This is a genomic window from Bacteroides cellulosilyticus DSM 14838 (assembly GCF_000158035.1).
GTDB lineage: Bacteria > Bacteroidota > Bacteroidia > Bacteroidales > Bacteroidaceae > Bacteroides > Bacteroides cellulosilyticus.
In genome coordinates this window covers 414,838-437,528 of the sequence record NZ_EQ973490.1, presented here as the reverse complement: position 1 = coordinate 437,528, position 22,691 = coordinate 414,838, and the positions used below count along the sequence as shown (strand labels likewise).

Annotated in this window: 9 protein-coding genes; 8 read left to right on the top strand and 1 reads right to left on the bottom strand. The window is 43.3% G+C overall.

Features of this window, described 5'->3' with window-relative positions; translation table 11 throughout:
- Positions 1-50: 50 nt before the first annotated feature.
- Positions 51-3,962 (bottom strand): hybrid sensor histidine kinase/response regulator transcription factor, encoded by a 3,912-nt coding sequence (locus tag BACCELL_RS06470; RefSeq protein ID WP_044153441.1) that lies wholly within the window; start codon positions 3,960-3,962, stop codon positions 51-53.
- A gap of 260 nt (positions 3,963-4,222) precedes the next feature.
- On the opposite strand from BACCELL_RS06470, the gene BACCELL_RS06465 reads away from it, so the two are divergent.
- The 8 genes from BACCELL_RS06465 to BACCELL_RS06430 all read left to right on the top strand — a co-directional run bounded on the left by BACCELL_RS06465 (position 4,223) and on the right by BACCELL_RS06430 (position 22,624).
- Complete coding sequence (locus BACCELL_RS06465; protein WP_007210834.1) at positions 4,223-7,435, top strand: SusC/RagA family TonB-linked outer membrane protein; 3,213 nt, start codon at positions 4,223-4,225, stop codon at positions 7,433-7,435.
- Positions 7,436-7,454: 19 nt separating this feature from the next.
- Complete coding sequence (locus BACCELL_RS06460; protein WP_007216918.1) at positions 7,455-9,272, top strand: RagB/SusD family nutrient uptake outer membrane protein; 1,818 nt, start codon at positions 7,455-7,457, stop codon at positions 9,270-9,272.
- 119 nt (positions 9,273-9,391) lie between these two features.
- Positions 9,392-10,975: a sulfatase family protein gene (locus BACCELL_RS06455; protein ID WP_007210832.1), complete on the top strand. Its 1,584-nt coding sequence runs from the start codon at positions 9,392-9,394 to the stop codon at positions 10,973-10,975.
- Positions 10,976-11,001: 26 nt separating this feature from the next.
- Positions 11,002-13,317 (top strand): glycoside hydrolase family 20 protein, encoded by a 2,316-nt coding sequence (locus BACCELL_RS06450; RefSeq protein ID WP_007210831.1) that lies wholly within the window; start codon positions 11,002-11,004, stop codon positions 13,315-13,317.
- 27 nt (positions 13,318-13,344) lie between these two features.
- The gene (locus BACCELL_RS06445; protein ID WP_007210830.1) at positions 13,345-16,410 is read left to right on the top strand and encodes a glycoside hydrolase family 2 TIM barrel-domain containing protein; all 3,066 of its coding nucleotides are present in this window, start codon (positions 13,345-13,347) and stop codon (positions 16,408-16,410) included.
- A gap of 25 nt (positions 16,411-16,435) precedes the next feature.
- Positions 16,436-18,307: an alpha-L-fucosidase gene (locus BACCELL_RS06440; RefSeq protein ID WP_007210829.1), complete on the top strand. Its 1,872-nt coding sequence runs from the start codon at positions 16,436-16,438 to the stop codon at positions 18,305-18,307.
- 4 nt (positions 18,308-18,311) lie between these two features.
- On the top strand, positions 18,312-20,732 hold the full coding sequence (locus BACCELL_RS06435) for a sulfatase-like hydrolase/transferase (protein WP_007210828.1): 2,421 nt from the start codon (positions 18,312-18,314) through the stop codon (positions 20,730-20,732).
- Positions 20,733-21,022: 290 nt separating this feature from the next.
- Complete coding sequence (locus BACCELL_RS06430; protein ID WP_007210826.1) at positions 21,023-22,624, top strand: DUF6377 domain-containing protein; 1,602 nt, start codon at positions 21,023-21,025, stop codon at positions 22,622-22,624.
- Positions 22,625-22,691 lie beyond the last annotated feature (67 nt).

Sequence of the window (22,691 nt, the reverse complement as noted above, 5' to 3'; positions counted from 1 at the left end):
TTCCTGATAATTCCATAAGATGACTACAAAATATAATTCTTGGAAAAACGTTAGGATGACTTGTGTTCTTCTTTATATTGAGTAGGTGAACACCCCATGTATTGCTTAAACACCGTACTGAAATAGCGGGAAGTTGAGAACCCTGTCTGGTCTGCAACTTCAACGATGCTGAGCGCGGTATGAGTAAGCAGCCAGGCACTCCGTTCTATTCGTAGTTTGGTGATATAATCATTGGCCCCCATCCCCGACAATGCTTTCAGCTTGTTGTAAAGGCCTGCACGGCTGATACCCAATTCCGTACAAAGGAACGGTATCCCCATTTGCTGGTTATCCAGATTTTCGGAGATCAGTTTATTCAGGCGATTGAGGAATTTCTCATCGGCCGAGCTGAATGTACTTTCCTGTGGCAGGGGGAGTGGTCCGGCTTCAGCATAACGTGTCCGTATCCGTTCGCGATTCTTCAGTTGGCTTTGGATAACGGTATAAAGTATGTCTACTTCGAAAGGCTTGGTCAGGTATGCATCCGCTCCGTTCTTGTAACCGAATAACTGACTTTCCTCATCATTGCGGGCTGTAAGCAGGATAACGGGGATATGGCTGATTTCCAAGTCCTCTTTGATATGCTTACATAATTCATAGCCATTCATGCGTGGCATCTGAATATCGCTGACTACAATTTCCGGTGAAGATTCACGGCAGATACGCAAGGCTTCTTCACCGTCATAAGCTATCCGGATTTCTTTGAACTTACTTTTAAGGGCGGAGAATAGATAATCTGTCAGATCTTTGTTATCATCCACGATAAGCAACGTACAGTTTTGGGTATCCTCTTTGTTTTGCATATCGCTTGGGATGCTTTCGACTTCCTGGGTGGGAGCCAGTAACTCATTCAAATAGGCTTGGGGTTGCAGAGTAACCTTTCCCGGTTGTATGTCTCGCGGCAGTTCGAACCAGAAGGTAGAACCGGACATATCTCCATGGTCATAGGCACCTATACTTCCGCCATGTTGCTCTGCAAGAATTTTAGAGTAGGAGAGGCCGATTCCTGTTCCAGGGCGGCTATTGTTGCCTTGATAGAAACGGATAAACAAGTTGTTTATATCCACATCTTTCAATCCGGGGCCTTCATCGGAAACAGAGATGCGTACACGGCTCTTATCGTCTGACAGGCTGGTAGTGACACGGATCAGACTGTTCTCAGGGCTGTACTTCAACGCATTGATCAGCAGATTTATTAATATAGTAGTACATTTCTCTTTATCAAAGCAAAGAGTATCTACTTCCGGTCCGGGACTATATAAGATGGAGATGTCTTTTAACTGGGCTTCCGGTCTGAAATCTGTTATAAGTTGTTCTATCCATGGAGTTAATTCCACAGTTCCTACATTCAGGGTACTTTGTCCTACCTCCATTTTGCGTACATCCAGCACCATATTCAGAAGGTTCTTCATGCGTCCGGACTGTTTGCTGATGCTTTGGATAACCGGATACTTGTCGTCTTCAGGCGATAATGATTCCAGCAATTGCTTTAATGGGGCGTGTATCAGGGTGAGTGGGGTGCGCAATTCGTGATTGATATTAATAAGGAAACGTACTTTCTCTTCATAAACCTGTTGCTCATGTTCCTTCATGGCCCATTTCAATTTGTTTTCCTTGCGATGCAATAGGGAGAAGAATGCCAGTATCACTCCTGAAACTATCAATATGAAACAAATACTGATAAACCAGTTGGATTTGTACCACGGTGGTAAGACTACGAGTTCCAGAATCTGATAATCCCTAGTCCATCCGCCGGTACGAGTACTGCAGGAAGCCATCACTTGGTAAGTTCTTGCAGGCAGTCCGCTTAATGTCAGTTCCGGTTGGTAGGAGTAAATCACTTGCCCTTCCATACCGAGTAAAGTATAACGATACATCGGTTTGCGGAAGATATCTTTGTCGTGGGCAATGATTTTAATGGTGATGGGCTTACTTTGTTCTTCTACTTTTAGTCTTCGTCCGGTGCTCATTAGGGCATTCATACGTTCTCCGCCTACCAAAACGTCTGCCAGTTCAAGAATTGGAGGGGCGTTTGGTTCGTTAGGGAGTTGCTTGTTGATACAAAGCAGTCCGTTGACACCTCCCATATAGATATCGCCTTGCGTGGAAAGTAAACGGGGCTTCTCCAGATACTCGTTCAGAATGATTCCATCTGACTCCCCGTAAAGAATGAACTCTCCTTCTTGAATTAGGTGAGCGAATAGTTTACTGTCTGCTCCTATCCATACACGTCCCCGCTGATCGCAAATTAGTGAATTAATTTCATTGATCAGACTATTGGGAATATTGATGCATTGCTTTTTTTCCATGGAATAATAACTAAGCCCATAATTGCTTCCTATCCAGAAAATCCCGTTTTCATCGGCAGATACAGAATTGAATATGGTATCACCTTTGCAACTGTATAAGGTTTCTAACCGGTTCTTTCGGGAATCGATCCGGTAAATCCGTTTGAAATCATGCAGATAGGAAACGAAACCGTTCTGGCATATAGGCAGGAGCGTGCCGATGACATCTTGGGCAGGTTTGTCCAAAGGAATAGGTGTGAAGTCTTTCCGGGTTAGGTGGTAGCTATAAGGCATTTCGGATAGCAACAATATCGTTTCCGGTGTGTTCCGGAATACATTAACCGTTTTTCCCCGTTTGCATAAGAGGGTATTTATACTATCGTTGATGATAATAAGTGGTTGGTAGTTTTCAGTTTGCTTATCAAAAAAGAATAACCCTTTGCTGAATAAAGAAACCAGAAGATATCTCTGATCTACCCCTGTGATGGAAGATACTTTATCTCCCCAGGTAGAGAGTACATGGTGGAATTTCTTAGTGACAGGATCAAGGCGGTTGATTCCGCCACCATCTGTTCCAATCCATATGTCTTTTTTTTCATCCTGGTAGATGCTGAGTGTCGACTTTTCACTGAGTGCGTATTCAAATCCGGGCAATGCATCCGAATATATCTTCATTCCCGCTTCTTTGATGTGTATTAAGCCGGCACGCACACTGCCTGCCCACATATTATTATTGGAGTCAGTATATAAGTAAAGGATTGAATTCGCAGGTAGTGAGTATGGATCTCCGGGAACTCGCACAAGAACAGACATCGTATCATCCTTGGGGTTCAGAATATAGATACCGGACCCATCCGTACCCACCCATATCTGTCCGTCACGTTCGGCTAAAGAAAGTATGACATTGGTCTGCAATCGGGAGTTTGTGGTATCATAAGAGTGAAGAAGCTTACCGTTCCGGTCGTAGCACTTCACACCCTGATGGTAAGGAGCCACCCATATATTCCCGTTTTTGTCGATAAGAGTGGCTATCAGTTCGTTACTTTCGAAAGGTACGGGATGGGTCTGACCTGTCGGGAGATCAATGAGTAGTGCACGACTCCATCGGTTGGTGCACATCAGGGTATGATCGTCCCATTTCTGGAGGCTGGTAATATTATACTTATTATTAGTGAGGGCACACAGGAATCTGATTTGGTGATTGGCATAGTCATACTTATATAATTTGCCGCTTCCACCGAATAATACACCATCTTCCCAAGGACAAATGGAGGTAGCTATTACCGGATTATTATCCTCATCGCGTGCCTGCCGGAATTCATCTTCCTGATAATTGTAGTAGAAAAGCCCTTTGGGAGTAATGGCCCAAATGGTATTTTCTTTGTCTTCAATGATGTGAGTGATATTATCGTGGAGGTATTTCCTGAGTTCGTAGCCATCGAAGCGTCCGATACCTGATCTTGTTCCAATCCAGACATACCCTTTTTCATGGCTTACTACCAGACAGCGAACCGAAGAAGACAGGCCATTTTGGGTACTTATCTGTTGGAAAGCATATTGAGTATTTCCTGCCATCTTGTATGAAAAGGATAGTAGCAGGGATAATAGTAATGTGGTTAACAGGGCTTTTCTCATGGGTATTGTGGATAGGTTGGAGCAAAAATACTCTTTTGTTGCGAACCGCACAATACAATTTGCAGGAAATTACTTGGAAATAAGCTCCAAATTTGTCTACTTCGCCTCCAGTTTTGACTATTATTTGTTTTTGCTGTCCGGATAGTCAATTTTGGACCTTGAAATAGTGAATCTTGTACAGATGCTCCTTTACTATCGTTTTACATTTGCATCACAAATCAATGTTAACGATAGTTTATAACTAATTTAAATTTAATTCTATGAGACAGAAATTATTGAATGTATTTCTGGTATGCCTGCTCTGTTTGACATCTACTGCCGCTGCTTTGGCACAGCAAACGATTAAGGTGACAGGTAAAGTGATTGACAGCACCAATGAAGGTGTACCCGGTGTCAATGTACAAGTAAAAGGAGGGGCTTTAGGAACCATTACCGATGTAAATGGTAACTATAAGATCGATGTTCCCAACTCTAAATCCGTATTAGTATTTTCTTTTATCGGTTATGAAACGCAGGAAGTCCCTGTGGGAAACAAGACCGTAATAAATGTATCATTGAAAGATGATACGCAAGTGTTGGATGAAGTAGTGGTAGTGGCCTACGGTACAGCCCGTAAAGGTGATGTAACCGGTGCGTTAACCAGCCTGCGTCCTGATCCGAACGATGCGGCTAAGGCTACTTCTCTTGATAACTTATTGTCCGGTAAAGTGGCAGGTCTGGTCGTTAACTCAACTTCTTCGGCTGTTGGTTCCGCTTCTTCGGTTACGATTCGTGGTGCCAGTTCACTCCGTGGTGACAACCAGCCGTTGTATGTTATTGATAATGTGCCGCAAGCTTCTACCGGTGAGTTTTCTTCTTCCGGTATCAGTGGCGATTTCCAGATCAATCAAGATCCGTTGTCATCTTTGAACCCTGGCGATATTGAAGATATTACCGTTTTGAAAGATGCTTCTTCAACCGCCATTTACGGTTCGCGTGGTGCCAATGGTGTAATTCTGATTACCACTAAGAAAGGTAAGGCTGGAAAAGCTAAAGTTAACGCTTCGGCTACGTTCACAATTGCCAATACTACGAATCTGTTGGATATGATTAACTTGGAAGAGTATGCTAATTATGCAAATAGCAGAATTCAGGATGGCCTTGTACCATTTCATCTTGTAGGTGACCAGGTAAGATATGTATTCAATGGTTCTTACGACAAATATGATGCTAATAATCCCGAAACTTACAACGTTGTAACCTACCGCAACTGGCAGAAGGAAATCTATACTTCGGCATTCTCACAGAATTATTCTCTATCTTTGAATGGTGGATCGGATAAGATTACCTATTATATATCTGCCAATTTCAAGGACATCAACGGTACGGTAAAGCAAACTTCTTTGAAACAGGGTGACTTACGTGCCAATCTGAGCGCGGAAGTATCAAAAGCTGTAAAGATTGACCTGTCTTTGAGTGGTGCTCTTCGTCAAAATGATATGATGGCGGGCGGTAATACATTGGGAGGAGCTACTGGTGCTATCTCACGTACGGCATTGGACTATGCTCCATTTGAAATGCCGGAAGGTGATCCCAGTTTTAATAATGAGAATAAGACAACTGTTTTCAGTTGGTTGAATGATTATGTAGACGTAACAGATGATAAAACTTTCAAAGCCAGTCTGGACCTGACCTGGAAGATTAACAAGTTCTTCCGTTATAACCTTCGTACCGGTGGTAACCTGAATATTAACGAGCGCAAGCGTTGGTACGGTCTGCAACTTTACCAAGGTATGAACAACCAAGGTTTGCTGGCATTGTCAGACTTGAATAAGAATAATGTTTCCGTTGAGAATATCTTGAATTACAGTACGAAGCTCAAGTCCTTTGCAACTTTGGATGCTACGGCCGGTGTTACTTACGAAGATTATAACTTCCTGAACAAAAATACTACCGCCAATCAATTCACTTTCTTTGAAATGCGTGAGAATGGTCTTCACATGGCAGGTAATGTAAACAATGCCCAGCCTATCCAGAAAGACTACCAGTTGGTTTCCTATCTGGGACGTGCTAATCTTTCCATTCTCGACAAGTACTTGATTACTGCTTCTTTCCGTGCTGACGGTTCCAGTAAATTTGCTAAAGGCAATCGTTGGGGATACTTCCCGTCTGCATCGTTGGCATGGCGTATGGAACAGGAAGAGTTTATGAAAAATATCTCTTGGTTGAGCCAGTTGAAGATTCGTGTGAGCTATGGTGTTACCGGTAATCAAAGTATTGATCCGTATTCTACCTTCTCTATGTATGGTTCTAACTCCAATCTTTATTATGCTGATGGTTCCGGTAATGCCCAGACAGCCTTTACGGTAACCAATCTGTCAAATAATAGCTTGAAATGGGAAAAGACAGCTTCATGGAATGCCGGTTTAGACTTCGGTTTGTTTAACTCACGCCTGAGTGGTACTCTCGATGTGTATCAGAAGAAGACTACTGACTTGCTTATTTCCAGAACTCTGCCGGGTTCTGCCGGATTTGCTTCCACCTATTATAATCAGGGAGCAATGAAGAATAATGGTGTTGAACTCTCTCTGAATGCACAGATTATTGATAAGAAAGATTGGAAATGGAGCGTAAGCGGTAACATCGGTTTCAACAAGAGTGAGATTGCCGAGTTGGGACTTCTGCCATCTGACTTTGGTTTTCTAGGTGAGAAAGTAGGATATTATGGTAACTCGATAGGTGACCACTTCGGTGTAGGCCATGTCTTCCTGGAAGGTGAAGCTCCGGGCTTGTTCTTCGGATATGTTACACAGGGTATCGTACAGCCGGAAGATATAACAGAACAAGGTGTGAAATATACCAAAAAAGACGGTACAATTGGTTATTACCAGACATTCAACAAAGTAGCTCCGGTAGCCGGTGATATCAAATTTGTAGATAGCGATGGAGACGGTGATGTAAATGTAAACGACCGTGATGTTATCGGTGATCCGAATCCTGATTTTACCTACGGTTTCTCTACAAATATTTCCTGGAAAAACCTGAGTCTGTCGGCTTCGTTTGCCGGTGTACAAGGGAAAGATATTCTGAATACCAACAACCGCTATGTTAATACTCCGGGAACCAGATCTAATAATCTCACCCGTAAAGCTTATCAGAATATGTGGACAGAAAGTAATCATTCCAATCTGTATCCGAGTTCCACATTCGTTATACAGAACTATGTTATGGACCGTTATGTAGAAGATGCCAGTTATCTGCGTTGTGCCGACATTACTCTGAACTATATATTACCGAAAACATGGATGAGCAAGATTGGTTTCCAGAATGCTTCGGTTTATGCTTCCGTTAAGAACGCATTTATTATCACCAACTATAGTGGCTACGACCCTGATGTAAACTTTTTCGGTTTCGACGGTCTTCGTCCGGGTGTAGATATGGGGGCTTATCCGACTCCGCGTTCGTTTATATTCGGCTTAAACTTGACTTTCTAATATTAAAAACATGAAGAATATGAAAAGATATAAATATTATATACTGTCTTTGGCTGTACTGTGCAGCTTTTCAGCCTGTGACTCTTTACTGAATGAAGATCCCTTATACTCTCAGAACAGCAATATTGTTTTTCAGACCGAAGATAATGCAGAATTAGCTCTGTTAGGATGCTATGGTTATATGTCGGCCCCTAATGCCTACGGACAGATGTGGCAGGAAGCTCCTATTGTAGCTTCGGGTCTTGCATGGGCACAACGTCCTGAGGATTTGAACTCGTTGAATACATTGGCTGCCAATAGTTTGGTATCCTTGGCTTGGGGAGGTATGTACAAGGCGATAGCCGAAATCAATGCTTTCCTGGAAAGTATTGATAAGAGCGGGCTGAGTGCAGCAGTCAAGACTCAGAAGGGTGGCGAAGCTAAATTTTTGAGAGCACTGGCTTACTATAATTTGGTTTCCACTTTTGGTGATGTTCCTTTGAAAACGGTTGCTTCCTCTTCCGAAGGTATTTCTATTGCCCGTTCACCCCGTGAAGAGGTATTCTCACAAATCACACAGGACCTGGTGGATGCTTTGTCTATTTCTGAAAAATCAGCAGTGGGCCGTGCTAATTCCTGGGCTGTAAAAGCTTTCCTGGGTAAAGTATATTATAAGATGGCTGCTCTGGGTATAGATGCTGCCGCCAATTGGCAGAATGCAAAAAACATGTTTGATGCAGTATACACAAGTCATGTTTATTCGTTGGAACCTAAGTTTGCCAATTTATTTGGTGAATATGTGTCAACCTCCAAGGAGTCTATCTTCCAGATGAACTATTCAACAGGAAATGCGAACGGGTGCTACAATCGTGGCAGTAACCGCTTTGCTCCTCAGGCTTCTACTAGTGGCATCAATTGGAGTACGTATCGCGTAGCTAAGTTCGCTTATGATATGCATGAAGGTACTTACCCGGGAGATCCTCGTATTGATGTTAATTTCTTGACAAAGTGGAGAGCTCGCAATGGTAATAATCAAGCTAATCCGAAACCTCAGGTTGGTACTGCACTTTGTGCTAACGACTCTGTATGTACGTACCCTTACTGGAAAATCAAATATACTGATATGACAGTACCCGGATCGAACAATGTGAATATGGAGGTTATAGCCAAGATGCCTTATGCAGAATTTCCTAATCCGAAGAACCCGAGCCTTAGCGTTTGTGATAATTACGAGGCTACACACGGGGCATCTCCGTATAACTCTTCAGTAGCAAAAGCTGTAAATGACTTTGCAAAAACAGGTAATGCAGAAAAGTGGCCGTACTTTGGTAAGTTGTACGACCAGACACAAACTGGTACGATGGCCCACAAGAACTTAATGGTTTATCGTTACGCTGAAATGCTGTTACTGATGGCTGACGTTTACAATGAACTGGGTGATACTCCGAAAGCTATCAGCCTGGCCAATGAAGTACTGGCCCGTGCCCGTAAATCCGGAGCCGTTTCTTCTGCACAACCTGCAGACTGGTCGGCATCACTTACCAAAGAACAGGTTACGGAAAAATTGTATTTTGAACGTATCATCGAGCTTTGCGGCGAACCCAGCATTTACGATATGGTACGTATCCGCGGTACGGTATACTTCAAAAAGTTCCTGGAACTGAATACTACTCATGAACTGACCATATTGGGAGAAAAGAATTATACTTCAAGTGTAAACAACTTCGCAGATCGTCTCCTGAACAATGGTAGCCTGACGGATGACTTCCTGAAAAAGAATTTGCTTCTGCCGATTCCTACCAGTGAAATAGATGCTAATCCGGGCCTCACGAATAACGATAATAACTTTGGTTATTAATCATCCGGAATCTATAGAGTTTACAATAGGTTATTAGATTTTCCCGGATGCGGGGTGGGAGTTGTCTTCCACCCTCGCATTCCACATCCGGATTTTTAAATATTTAATTAGATTCGATTATGAACACGATACAATCAGGATTGCTTTTTTCTCTGACCGGTGTCGCTGCTGTGGCATCCATGACTTCATGTACTTCACAAAAGAAAGCTGAGGAACAAAAGCAATATAATATAGTATACATCATGACGGATGATCACACAGCCCAGATGATGAGCTGTTATGACCACCGCTACATGGAGACGCCGAACCTGGACCGCATTGCTGCCGATGGAGTACGTTTTACAAACAGCTTTGTGGCTAACTCTCTGAGTGGTCCCAGCCGTGCCTGTATGATTACGGGCAAGCACAGTTGTGCCAATAAATTCTATGATAACACAACTTGCGTATTCGATGCTTCGCAGCAAACTTTCCCAAAACTTTTGCAACAGGCTGGTTATCAGACTGCGTTGGTTGGTAAATGGCACCTGGAAAGTTTGCCTACGGGTTTTGATTACTGGGAGATTGTGCCCGGACAAGGTGATTACTATAATCCTGATTTTATCACTCAGGACAATGATACTATACAGAAACACGGTTATGTGACCAATATCATCACTGATGACGCTATCGACTGGATGGAAAATCAGCGGGATACAAATAAGCCGTTCTGTATTTTAATTCATCATAAAGCGATTCATCGTAACTGGTTGGCAGATACCTGCAACCTTGCACTTTATGAAGACAAGACCTTTCCGCTACCGGACAATTTTTTCGACGATTACGAAGGACGTCCTGCCGCTGCTGCACAGGAAATGAGCATTGTGAAAGATATGGATATGATCTATGACCTCAAAATGCTACATCCGGACAAAGAAACCCGGTTGAAGTCTCTTTATGAGAAATATATCGGCCGGATGGATGAGGGGCAGCGTGCAGCATGGGATAAGTTCTATGGTCCTATCATCGATGATTTCTATAAAAAGAATCCTCAGGGTAAAGAACTTGCCAACTGGAAGTTCCAGCGCTATATCCGCGACTACATGAAGACTGTGAAATCACTGGATGATAATGTAGGCCGTGTGCTCGATTACCTGAAAGAGAAAGGATTGCTGGATAATACATTAGTTGTTTATACTTCCGATCAAGGTTTCTATATGGGTGAGCACGGATGGTTCGACAAGCGTTTCATGTATGAAGAATCCATGCATACTCCGCTGATTATGCGTTTGCCGAAAGGTTTCGACCGTAAAGGAGACATCGGAGAGTTGGTACAGAACATTGACTATGCACCCACATTCCTGGAACTGGCCGGTGTGAAGGTGCCCGAAGATATTCAGGGACTTTCCCTGGTGCCATTACTGAAAGGCGAAAGACCTGAAAACTGGCGGAAATCCCTGTACTATCACTTCTATGAATATCCTGCTGAACACATGGTGAAGCGTCATTACGGGGTACGTACAGAACGTTACAAGCTGATTCATTTCTATAATGACATCGATGAATGGGAATTGTACGATTTACAGGCCGATCCGACCGAAATGCGTAATATCTATGGACAGCCGGGTACGGAAGATATTGTGAAGGAACTGAAAACCGAACTTACGGCATTGCAGGAACAATACAATGATCCGGTACGCTTTTCCCCAGAGAGAGATAAAGAATAATTCATATTATCAAACGCTATGACCTTATGAAATATATATATACAGTACTGCTTTGTCTGTTCCTGGCAGTAACAAACATTCAGGCTGATAACTTGACACAACCTTTTTCATTAGTTCCCTGCCCGGTGAGTTTAGTACCGGGCACGGGTAACTTCCACTTCTCCGCTAAGACGAGTTTCGCAGTAGAGAATGAAGGACAAGCTGAGCAAGTGCGCCAGTTCACCGAACTTCTTACCCGTGCGGGAGGTTTTACTCCCCGCATAAAGGTAGATAGCCGGAAAGGTGATGTCTGTCTGGTGACGGACGCAACCTTAAAAAGTGAAGCTTACAAACTGGAGATAACGATTAAGAAGATAACCATCCGTGCCTCCGATCTGCAAGGTTTCTATTATGCCCTTCAAAGCATTCGTCAATTACTTCCCTCTGCGATTGAAAGTGAACAAGTGACGGAGAATGTCGATTGGACTGTTCCGGCACTGACTATCACCGACCAGCCCCGTTTCGGTTATCGGGGACTATTGGTAGATGTGGCACGTTTTTTCTCCCCCAAGGAAAACTTGTTGCGTATTATCGATTGTATGGCAATGCTGAAGTTGAACAAGTTACATCTGCATCTGGTAGATGACAATGGTTGGCGTATTGAGATCAAGAAATACCCCTTGCTCACAGAAATAGGATCATGCCGTGTAGATCGTCCGGGCAAGACATTCCCCGAACGCCGTAATCCCCGTCAGGGTGAACCTACTGTGGAAAAAGGATTCTATACGCAGGATGAAATCCGCGAGATCGTGCGCTATGCTCAGGAACGGCATATCGAAGTGATCCCGGAAATAGAAATGCCGGCACATAGTAATGCTGCCTTGGCTGCTTACCCTTTGCTGTCCTGTCCGGTAGTGGATAAATTTATCGGTGTATTGCCCGGTTTAGGCGGGAATCATGCGGATGTTATCTTTTGTGCAGGAAATGACAGTGTATTTACTTTCCTGCAAGATATTCTGGATGAAGTACTCGAATTGTTTCCCTCAAAATATATCCATTTAGGTGGTGATGAGGCGAGAAAGACACATTGGGAAGAATGTCCGTTGTGCCAGACACGGATGAAAGCGGAGAGTTTGGAGAATACAGAAGAATTGCAAGGCTATTTCATGGCACGGGTGGCACGATATGTGCAGAATAAGGGACGTGAAGTGATAGGATGGGATGAACTGACGAATGCCAGAATCCCCGAAGGAAGCATTATCCTTGGATGGCAAGGTTACGGACAGGCTGCACTGAAAGCTGCTGAATTGGGTCACCGCTTTATCATGACTCCTGCCCGGATATTGTATCTCATCCGCTATCAAGGTCCCCAATGGTTCGAACCTATTACCTATTTTGGGAATAACACCCTGAAAGATGTCTATGACTATGAACCTGTGCAGAAAGACTGGACACCGCAGGCTGCATCTCTGCTAATGGGGGTTCAGGCGTGTATGTGGACAGAGTTCTGTAACTCTCCGGCAGATGTGGACTACCTGCTTTTCCCCCGCCTGTCGGCATTGGCGGAAGTTGCCTGGACGAAGCCTGCACGCAAGAACTGGGCTTCTTATCTGAAAGCTATGGACCACTTTAATGAACACTTGGCTGCAAAAGGAATTGTCTATGCCCGGTCCATGTATAATATACAACAGACTGTAACTCCCAAAGAGGGTCGTCTGCAAGTAGAACTGGATTGTATTCGCCCTGATGTACAGGTGCGTTATACAATGGATGGCAGTGTGCCGACTGCGCAATCACCCCTTTATACAAAACCGTTGATGCTTACAGAGGCCAAAACAATTAAGGCAGCAACCTTTGCCGGAAACGAGCAATTGGGACAAATGCTGGAGTTGCCTGTCATCTGGAATAAAGCGACGGCGAAGCCTGTAAAGAGTGCCGGTACAGGAGATCTTTATATGCTGACAAATGGGATACGGGGAAGTCAGAAATATACCGATCTGGAATGGTGCTCCTGGATGAAAAGCGATACGGTTACTTTTACCCTCGACCTGAAGAAACCGGAATTGGTGAATAAACTAACGTTAGGCTCTATTACGAATTATGGCATGGCAGTGCATAAACCTACTGAAATAGAAGTTTGGATTTCAGGTGATGACAAGGAGTATCGCAAAGTAGGTGAGTGTAGCTACACAAAGAACGAAATCTTCCGTGAAGGTGTATTTAGAGAAGATATCCCGTTTGAAATAGGGACAGAGGCACGTTATGTTCGTGTAGTAGCCCATGGAGCAGGAGACTGTCCTTTCACGCATGTACGTCCGGGACAGGAAGCGAGGATATACTTTGATGAGATAATAATAGAATAGAAAATTAGAAAAATGAGATATAGTACCATGAAAAAGACCCTGTTGAGCTTGTGTCTGACTTGCCTGCTTACCACCCCTGCTATAGCACAGACTGTACAGCCGGAATGGCAGAGCCAGTATGCTATCGGAAAAAACAAACTGGCACCACATACTTATATATGGCCTTATGCGAATGCTGATGCTGCGGGTGAAGGGAATTATGAGCAATCACCTTATTATATGAGTCTGAACGGTAAGTGGAAATTCCACTGGGTGAAGAATCCCGATCATCGTCCGAAAGACTTTTATAAACCTTCGTTCTATACGGGCGGATGGGCAGATATCGATGTACCCGGTAACTGGGAGCGTCAGGGATATGGTACGGCTATTTATGTGAACGAAACTTATGAATTTGATGATCCTTTGTTCAACTTCAAAAAGAATCCTCCGCTGGTACCTTATGCAGAGAACGAAGTAGGTTCTTATCGCCGTACGTTCACGGTTCCTGCTGACTGGAAAGACCGTCGCATCGTGATTTGCTGTGAAGGTGTGATCTCTTTCTATTATATCTGGGTGAACGGACATATGCTGGGTTATAACCAGGGTTCAAAGACTCCTGCCGAATGGGATATCACGGACTATGTACAGGCAGGAGAAAATATCGTGGCACTTGAAGTATATCGCTGGAGTGCAGGTTCCTATCTGGAGTGTCAGGATATGTGGCGGTTGAGTGGCATTGAACGGGATGTCTATCTTTACAGTACTCCACGCCAGTTTATAGCTGATTATAAAGTGACTTCTTCTTTGGATAAGAAAGAGTATAAGGAAGGATTTTTCGGCCTTGATGTAACAGTTGAAGGAAGTGCGACTGGTGTGTCTACTTTGGCATATAGTCTGGAAGATACTGCCGGAAAGACAATATTACAAAATGAAATACCGATCAAGAACCGTGGTTTGAGTAATTCTATTATCTTTGACGAACAGTCTCTTCCAGGTGTAAAACGTTGGAGTGCAGAACATCCGAATCTTTATACGTTAATATTGACGTTGAAAGATGATGCAGGACATATAACACACCTGACCGGTTGCAAAGTTGGTTTCCGTACTTCTGAAATCAAGGATGGCCGTTTTTGTATCAACGGGGTACCTATATTGATAAAAGGTGCTAACCGGCATGAACATTCACAGTTGGGACGTACTGTCAGCAAAGAACTGATGGAAGAAGACATTCGCTTGATGAAGCAACATAACCTGAATACTGTGCGCAACTCGCATTATCCGACACATCCGTACTGGTATCAACTCTGCGACCGTTACGGCCTTTATGTGATAGATGAAGCAAACATCGAATCGCATGGTATGGGGTATGGCCCGGCTTCATTGGCAAAGGATAGCACTTGGCTGCCTGCACACATGGACCGTACGCAACGTATGTACGAACGTGCCAAGAACCATCCGGGGATCGTGATCTGGTCGTTGGGCAACGAAGCGGGTAACGGAATCAATTTTGAACGGACATATGATTGGATGAAGTCCGTTGAAACCACCCGCCCTATACAATACGAGCGTGCCGAACAGAATTATAATACGGATATCTACTGCCGTATGTACCGCAGTGTGGAAGAATTGCTGGCCTATGCCCGCCAGACAGAACCGAAAGTGTATCGCCCTTTCATCATGACTGAATATCTGCATGCTATGGGCAATAGCGGAGGCGGATTGAAAGAATACATGGATGTTTTCGAAACAGAACCTATAGTGCAGGGCGGTTGTATCTGGGATTGGGTAGATCAGTCTTTCCGTGAAATAGATGCCGATGGTCGTTGGTATTGGACTTACGGTGGTGATTATGGTCCGAAGAATGTACCCAGTTTCGGGAACTTTTGCTGCAATGGTCTGGTGAATGCTGTCCGCGAACCTCATCCGCATTTGCTGGAAGTGAAGAAAGCATATCAATATATAAAGACTACATTGATTGATAAGAGCAACTTGACTTTAAGTATAAAGAATTGGTATGATTTTACGAATCTCAATGCTTATACCTTACACTGGCAGGTGGTAGGTGATCATGGGAAAGTGATTACTGATGGTACTCGTCGGGTAGATGCCGCTCCGCACGCCACCGTTGAAGTTACGCTGGGTGCTGTACGTTTACCTTCTGATGTTCGTGAAGCTTATCTGAACTTAAGTTGGACGTCTGTGGATGCTGCTCCGTTTATTAATACGGATTACGAGGTAGCCTATGACCAATTTGTTCTTTCGGGTAATAAGAACTACCGGGCTCCGGAAACTAAACTTTCGGGTAAGGTGGAAATGAATATAGATCCGGCAACAGGGGCGCTTCACTCTTATATTTATAATGGGAAAGAATTACTGGTTTCCCCCGTTACATTGAGCCTCTATCGTCCGGTGACGGATAATGATAACCGTGAAAAAGTAGGAGGAGCCAAAGCTTGGAAGAAAGCTGGGTTGGATCAGTTAACACAGCGTGCCCTTACCGTGAAGACTTCTACCCGCAGTGGACGTGCCGAAGTGGAATTATTAAATGTCCGTGGTGAAAAAGTGGGAACCGCTTCTTTCATCTATACACTAAAGAAAAATGGCGAATTGGATATACAGACACACTTTGTGCCGGATACTACCGTTATCACTTCACTGGCGCGTGTAGGGCTTACTTTTGAAATGCCCGATGCTTACAATCAGGTGTCTTATCTGGGGCGTGGAGAGCATGAAACTTATATGGATCGTAATCAATCCGGTAAAATAGGTATTTATCACACCGATGTGGAGAGTATGTTCCACTATTATGTTCGTCCGCAGGCAACGGGTAACCGTACGGATGTCCGTTGGATGCAACTTGCTGATGAGGCAGGTGAGGGGCTGGCATTCCGTTCCGATGCCTCGTTTCAGTTTAGTGTGATTCCTTTTACGGATGAGAATCTGGATGCGGCAACGCATATCAATCAATTACGGCGCGATGGAGTGGTAACTGTTCATCTGGATGCCGCACAGGCAGGAGTCGGTACGGCTACCTGTGGTCCTGGAGTATTGCCGCAGTATCGTGTACCTGTGCAGGATTACATATTCCGGTTTACAATCCGTCCTTTGAAATAGATCGAAACCTATAACATAAGATAGCATGAAAAACCTGATTCTAACTACAGTTCTCAGTCTTACAATCTTTTCCGGATTGCAGGCACAAGAGACTTATTATGAAAAGCACGTTGCTTTTCCCGCTGGTGCTACAGCGGCGGAAAAGGTAGAAATGGCTTCACGTCTTGTACCCACTCCCCAACAATTGGAGTGGCAGCGTATGGAACTGACCGCTTTCCTGCATTTCGGTGTAAATACTTTCACCGGACGAGAGTGGGGAGATGGTACTGAAGATCCCGCCATCTTTAATCCTACCTCGCTGGACTGCGAACAATGGGTGAGGACTCTTAAAGAATCCGGTTTCAAGATGGCCATCATCACCGCCAAACATCACGATGGCTTCTGTCTCTGGCCTACCAAAACTACCCGTCACTCCGTAGTCTCTTCTTCCTGGAAAGATGGAAAGGGAGACGTGGTACGTGAACTGCGGGATGCTTGCAAGAAGTATGGTATCAAGTTTGGAGTTTACCTCTCCCCGTGGGATCGTAATGCTTCTTGCTATGGTGATTCTCCTGCCTACAATCAGTTTTTCATCAAGCAACTGACCGAATTACTCACCAATTACGGTGAAGTCCATGAAGTGTGGTTTGACGGTGCTAACGGTGAAGGTCCTAACGGTAAAAAACAAATCTATGATTGGGATGCCATATTAAAAACCATTCGTCGCCTGCAACCTAAAGCAGTTACTGCTATCATGGGTGATGACGTTCGTTGGGTAGGCAATGAAAAAGGCATCGGTCGTGAAACAGAATGGAGTGCTACAGCTCTGACTCCGGGTATCTATCCCCGTTCCGGCGAACAGAATAAAGAATTGGGTATCTTCGGCAAGGCAAAGGACTTAGGCGGACGTGATATAGTGGCTCGTGCTACCGAACTTTTCTGGTATCCTTCTGAGGTGGATGTTTCCATCCGTCCGGGTTGGTTTTATCATGCCGATCAGGACAAGCAAGTGAAGTCTTTAAATCATCTGACGGATATTTATTTCAAATCAGTAGGCTATAATTCCGTTCTTTTATTGAATATTCCGCCTGACCTTCGTGGGTTGATTAATGAAAATGATGTGCAGAGGCTGAAAGAATTTTCCAGTTATTTAAAGAAAACTTTTGCCCGTAATTGTGTGCTGAAAGGAAACGAGGCATGGTATGGAACTTCCGGCACAGTCCGCCAATATGATATACAGAAAGATGCGTTGGTGAATACTTTCATGATTCAGGAAGATATCTCCAAAGGACAACGTATTGAAAGTTTCCTTGTAGAAGCGTATAAAGATGGTTCCTGGATTCATATGGCAGAAGGTACAACAGTAGGATATAAACGTCTTGTACGTTTCTCTGATACTCGTCCGGAGCGTATTCGTGTAACTATTCGCTCTGCCCGTGGTGTGGCTAATGTTGCTGCGGTCGGTCTTTTCTATGCAGAACCTCTTGCAGATAAGAATGAAGAAGTACAACTCGGCGATGTGCCTGTCGATGGATGGCAGGTAGTTGGTGGCAATGCAGATTCCCGTAAGGCTATTGATGGGGACCGGAAAACGGTTTGGCGTGCTTTCGCACTTACGCCATTGATTGTTGATATGGGGGATAAAGTGGAAGTAAGTGGCTTCAGTTATGCTCCTTCCATAGGAGAGGATTTGACGGGAACTATCTATAAATATGCTTTCTATGTGAGCCTTGACGGACAGTCGTGGACTCAATGTGAGGCAAGTGGTGAATTCAGTAATATCATGCACAATCCTGTGCCTTATTTTGTACGGTTTGGCAAAACATATCCTGCCCGTTATTTCAAGCTGGAACCATTGTCGGAGATAAATAATAAAAATATTGTAACGGTCGGTGAAGTCGGTATCCTGACAAAGTAGTGTTATGAAGAATTCGATACTTTCTATAGCTGCTATGGCATTGCTTTCAGGTAATGCCATAGCTCAGCAAAAGCCTAATATTATTCTTTTTCTGGTGGATGACATGGGATGGCAAGATACTTCCTTACCGTTCTGGAATGATACTACCGAATTGAATCATATTTATGAAACACCCAATATGGAGCGTCTGGCAAAGAAAGGTGTCAGGTTTACACACGCTTATGCATGCCCTATCAGTTCCCCTTCACGTGTCAGCTTGTTTACGGGAGCAAACGCCGCCCAGCATAAAGTAACGAACTGGACGTTGAAGAAAGATACACCGACTGACCGGAAAAATGAAACACTGGATTTTGAAGTATGGAATTATAATGGTCTGTGTCCTGAACCCGGGTTGGAACATTCTTTTTATGCGAAGTGCCTGCCACAATTGCTTCGTGAAAACGGATATACTACCATGATGGTAGGTAAAGCTCATTTCGGTTCGATAGATACACCTGCTGCGAATCCATTGGCTATTGGCTTCGATTATAACATAGCCGGTCATGCGGCCGGTGCTATGGGCAGCTATCTGGGAGAAGAAGGATATGGTGCTTCCGGCAAGCCGGAATGGGCAGCGATATGGGCTGTGCCCGATTTGGAAAAGTATCATGGAACAGATACTTTCCTTACTGAGGCTTTGACGTTGGAGGCAAAGGGGCTTATGGATAAGGCTCTTGACCAGTCTAAACCTTTTTTCCTCTATATGAGCCATTATGCCGTGCATGCGCCTTTCGGGACAGATAAACGTTTCTATCAGAAGTATATGGATAAAGGGCTTCCGCATAAAGAGGCGCAGTATGCTGCCTTGGTGGAGGGTATGGACAAGAGTCTGGGAGATTTGATGGACTATGTAGATCGGAAAGGCATTGCAGATCATACAGTTATTATTTTCATGTCGGATAATGGTGGCTATACAATAGGTCGTGCCGATAAAAATGCTCCATTGAGTGAAGGAAAAGGTTCCTTGAAAGAAGGAGGAATTCGCGAACCGATGATCGTCTATTATCCGAATGTAACGTCCCCTTCAACTATGAATGATACACCAGTCATTATTGAAGATTTCTTTCCGACTCTATTGGAAATAGCTGGAGTACATGATTATCAGACACCACAGCAGATTGACGGGCAGAGCTTTATGGCGCAGATGAAGGGACAGACTGGAGAAAAAGAACGTGCTTTATTTTTCCATTATCCGAATAATTGGGGTGAGAGAATACAAACGATTGGTGCTCCGCAAAGTGCCGTTGTGAAAGGTGACTGGAAATTAATTCATTATTACGAAACCGGCAGCAGTTGTCTATACAACTTGAACGATGATATTTCCGAACAGCATGATTTGTCTGCATGTTATCCGGATAAAGTGAAGGAGCTGGCTAAAGTTTTGAGTGATTATCTGCGAGCCCAACATGCCACTATGCCTATTCTGAAAACTACCGGCAAGTTTGTTCCCTATCCCGATGGAGAAGACGTAGAGAGGGTATTGCCGAAAGATGATGAAACATTGGTGTATGACAATCCGGGGGATGCCCTGCACTTGAAGAAGGGCGATATGCATCCTAAAATGAAAGGATGGTCTTTTTATACAGCCCATGAGTTTAATGATAAAGATACGAAAAAGGGACTGCCGCTTGGCTTCGTAGAACATAGAGGCTTGCACATGTCACGTACGGCAAAGGTCGATAACCGGAAATGTTCAAAAGTAGAGGATGGAGTTTTGCGCATCTGGAGTGTAGAGGAGAAAGACTCGATAGACAACCGTTTCGGTAAGAAAGTGAAGTATTCTCACGGTTGTTATCGCACCTCACTTCCCGGCAGTAAGGAGTTCTGGTGTAACTTTACTGAAAATATGCGTATTGAGATACGTTTCAAACGTACTCCTTATGTAGGTTTCAATGATGCCCTCTGGTTTATGGGAAACAATAACCGTCCCTGGCCGAAGAATGGTGAGATCGATCTTTTGGAGAATCCCAAGAAGACATTGAACGATTGTGCTCATTTCACGCTTCATTCCGAAAATCACTATGCCGGTGTCATAGGCGGTGGTGGTAGTGTCACTTCCTCCATCAATCTTGCCAATATGTCTCAATGGAATATCTATTGGCTGGAATGGTATCCCGACCGCATTGTAGGAGGTGTCAACGGACAAGTCTATTTTGAACACCACAAAGGGGCTGATGGCAATACTGACTGGCCTTGGAGTGATCCGCTGGGCTTCTTCCTGATTTTCAGTACGGGTATCTCTACGAACCCGAATGCCTGGCCTGGTGCTATCATTCCTTCCGAATGGAAAAAAGATGCTAAACCTGCCATGTACATCGACTGGATACGTGTTTATACGAATCGAGATTATAAAGGTGAAAATCCTCCTGCTCCGAAATATTATTAGTCAAATATCCACCTACACCGTACCCGAGTCATACTTGCTCCGTACCAAGTCCGTAGTTTCTCCGTACAGAGGTACTTCTGACCGAAGAATGTACGGAGCAAGTGCGGTTCGGGTATGGAATAAAATAGTTTTTGATGGGCTTTTTATGGTGTGCGTATCTATGTATCTACTTTTGAGATGAATGTGATTTTTGCATTATTATAGAGAAAACTAAAAAATTATCATGTATATTTGTGCTTTAGGGAAATCTTTTCTCAGATGATTTTTTAATTTTATTAAGTGGAAAGATAATGCAACGCTACATCATTTTATTCTTTGTTATTCTACTATGTAAGAGCATCGTGGCGAAAGCTGAGAACGTGTTTTCTTTACCTATACCCTCTCTTATTCAGCGTCTGGATAAGGTGCTTGATGCAAAAGAAAGCTATGTACAACAGAAAGTACAGAGAATAGATTCTTTAAAGAAACAACTTTTCTTATGTAATTCTTTGGATGAGAAATATATGGTCACTACCCGTTTAGTCATGGAGTATAGATCCTATATTTGTGATTCTGCAATGAAATATGTGGATGAAAACTGGAAAATAGCGCAACAGACAAGGGATAGTGATCAATTAAACGAAACGAAATTTTTGGAAGCCAATCTTTTACTTTCTGTCGGTATGTATCAGGAGACGCTTGAGATACTTCGTAGTGTCAATGTGGATCAATTATCTCCATTTTTGTTGAAGCAATATTATCATTGTTGCGAACAAACATATTATCACTTGAGCAATTATGCAGGAAGCTCAAAATACGGGAAAGAATACAAGCGTAAAAGTAAGTCGTATATTGACTCGTTACTACTCATCTCTGAATCGAACAGTAATGAATATATGCGATTACTAGCTCGAAAATCCTACAGTGAAGGTAATGAGAATAAAGCCAAAGAGGTTTTGTTGGGTGTCTTGCAAAAATATGAATTTGGTTCTCATGATTATGCTGTCATTACTTCTACTTTATCTGAGATGGAACCGGTGGGTGAAAAAAGGAAAAGATATCTTTTGCTGTCTGCAATGTCGGATGTGATGTCGGCAGTAAAAGAAAACAAGTCATTGAGAAATCTGGCAGCTGAGCTATATGCTGAGGGAGATATTGAGCGAGCTTATCATTATTGTACTATTTCAATGGATGATGCAAACTTTTATAATGCAAGATTGAGAAGCTTGGAAATCGTTAAAATACAACCGATTATAGAAAAAGCCTATAAACAGAAAGTTGCTGAACAGCACAGACGTTTACGGATCTATCTGATTGCTATAACAGGTTTATTCGTATTGTTGATGGCGTTTTGGATTGTTCTATATAAACAGAATAAAAAACTGGATAAGATAAAGGTAAAATTGCAGGTTTCTAATGCAGAATTGTCGAATCTGAATAAATCTTTGTCTGAATCGAATATGGTTAAGGAAGAATATGTGGGGCGTTTTATGAGTCTCTGTTCTTCTTATATATCCAATTTGAAACATTATCAGTCAATGGTATATAGTAAAATAGTGGTTGGCAAGATTGAAGAACTCAAAAGTATGGTTCGTTCTTCTGATGTAATAGAATTAGAAATCAGGCAATTTTATAGGAGCTTTGATGAAGCTTTTCTTAATATTTATCCAAATTTCATTGTCGGTTTCAATACACTTCTTAGAGAAGAAGAACGTATAGTCTTGCCAAATAGCAGATGTCTGACTCCTGAATTAAGAATTTTTGCATTGATACGGTTGGGGATTACGGATACGGATCGCATAGCCAAATTCCTGCAATATTCTACAAATACCGTTTATTCATATCGAACAAAAATTAAGAATAAGGCTATTGATAAAACCTGTTTTGATAAGAAAATCCTCGATATAGGCTAATACTAATTCTATATTTTACAGAAATGAATGCATTGGGTATTTGTTTTATTATTAGTTGATTACGTGC

What these genes read in the sequence shown, in the direction of transcription:
- BACCELL_RS06465 (WP_007210834.1), top strand. Translation starts at nt 4,223, where the DNA reads ATGAGACAGAAATTATTGAATGTATTTCTGGTATGCCTGCTCTGTTTG.
- BACCELL_RS06455 (WP_007210832.1), top strand. Translation starts at nt 9,392, where the DNA reads ATGAACACGATACAATCAGGATTGCTTTTTTCTCTGACCGGTGTCGCT.
- BACCELL_RS06435 (WP_007210828.1), top strand. Translation starts at nt 18,312, where the DNA reads ATGAAGAATTCGATACTTTCTATAGCTGCTATGGCATTGCTTTCAGGT.
- BACCELL_RS06450 (WP_007210831.1), top strand. Translation starts at nt 11,002, where the DNA reads ATGAAATATATATATACAGTACTGCTTTGTCTGTTCCTGGCAGTAACA.
- BACCELL_RS06440 (WP_007210829.1), top strand. Translation starts at nt 16,436, where the DNA reads ATGAAAAACCTGATTCTAACTACAGTTCTCAGTCTTACAATCTTTTCC.
- BACCELL_RS06470 (WP_044153441.1), bottom strand. Translation starts at nt 3,962, where the DNA reads ATGAGAAAAGCCCTGTTAACCACATTACTATTATCCCTGCTACTATCC.
- BACCELL_RS06460 (WP_007216918.1), top strand. Translation starts at nt 7,455, where the DNA reads ATGAAAAGATATAAATATTATATACTGTCTTTGGCTGTACTGTGCAGC.
- BACCELL_RS06445 (WP_007210830.1), top strand. Translation starts at nt 13,345, where the DNA reads ATGAAAAAGACCCTGTTGAGCTTGTGTCTGACTTGCCTGCTTACCACC.
- BACCELL_RS06430 (WP_007210826.1), top strand. Translation starts at nt 21,023, where the DNA reads ATGCAACGCTACATCATTTTATTCTTTGTTATTCTACTATGTAAGAGC.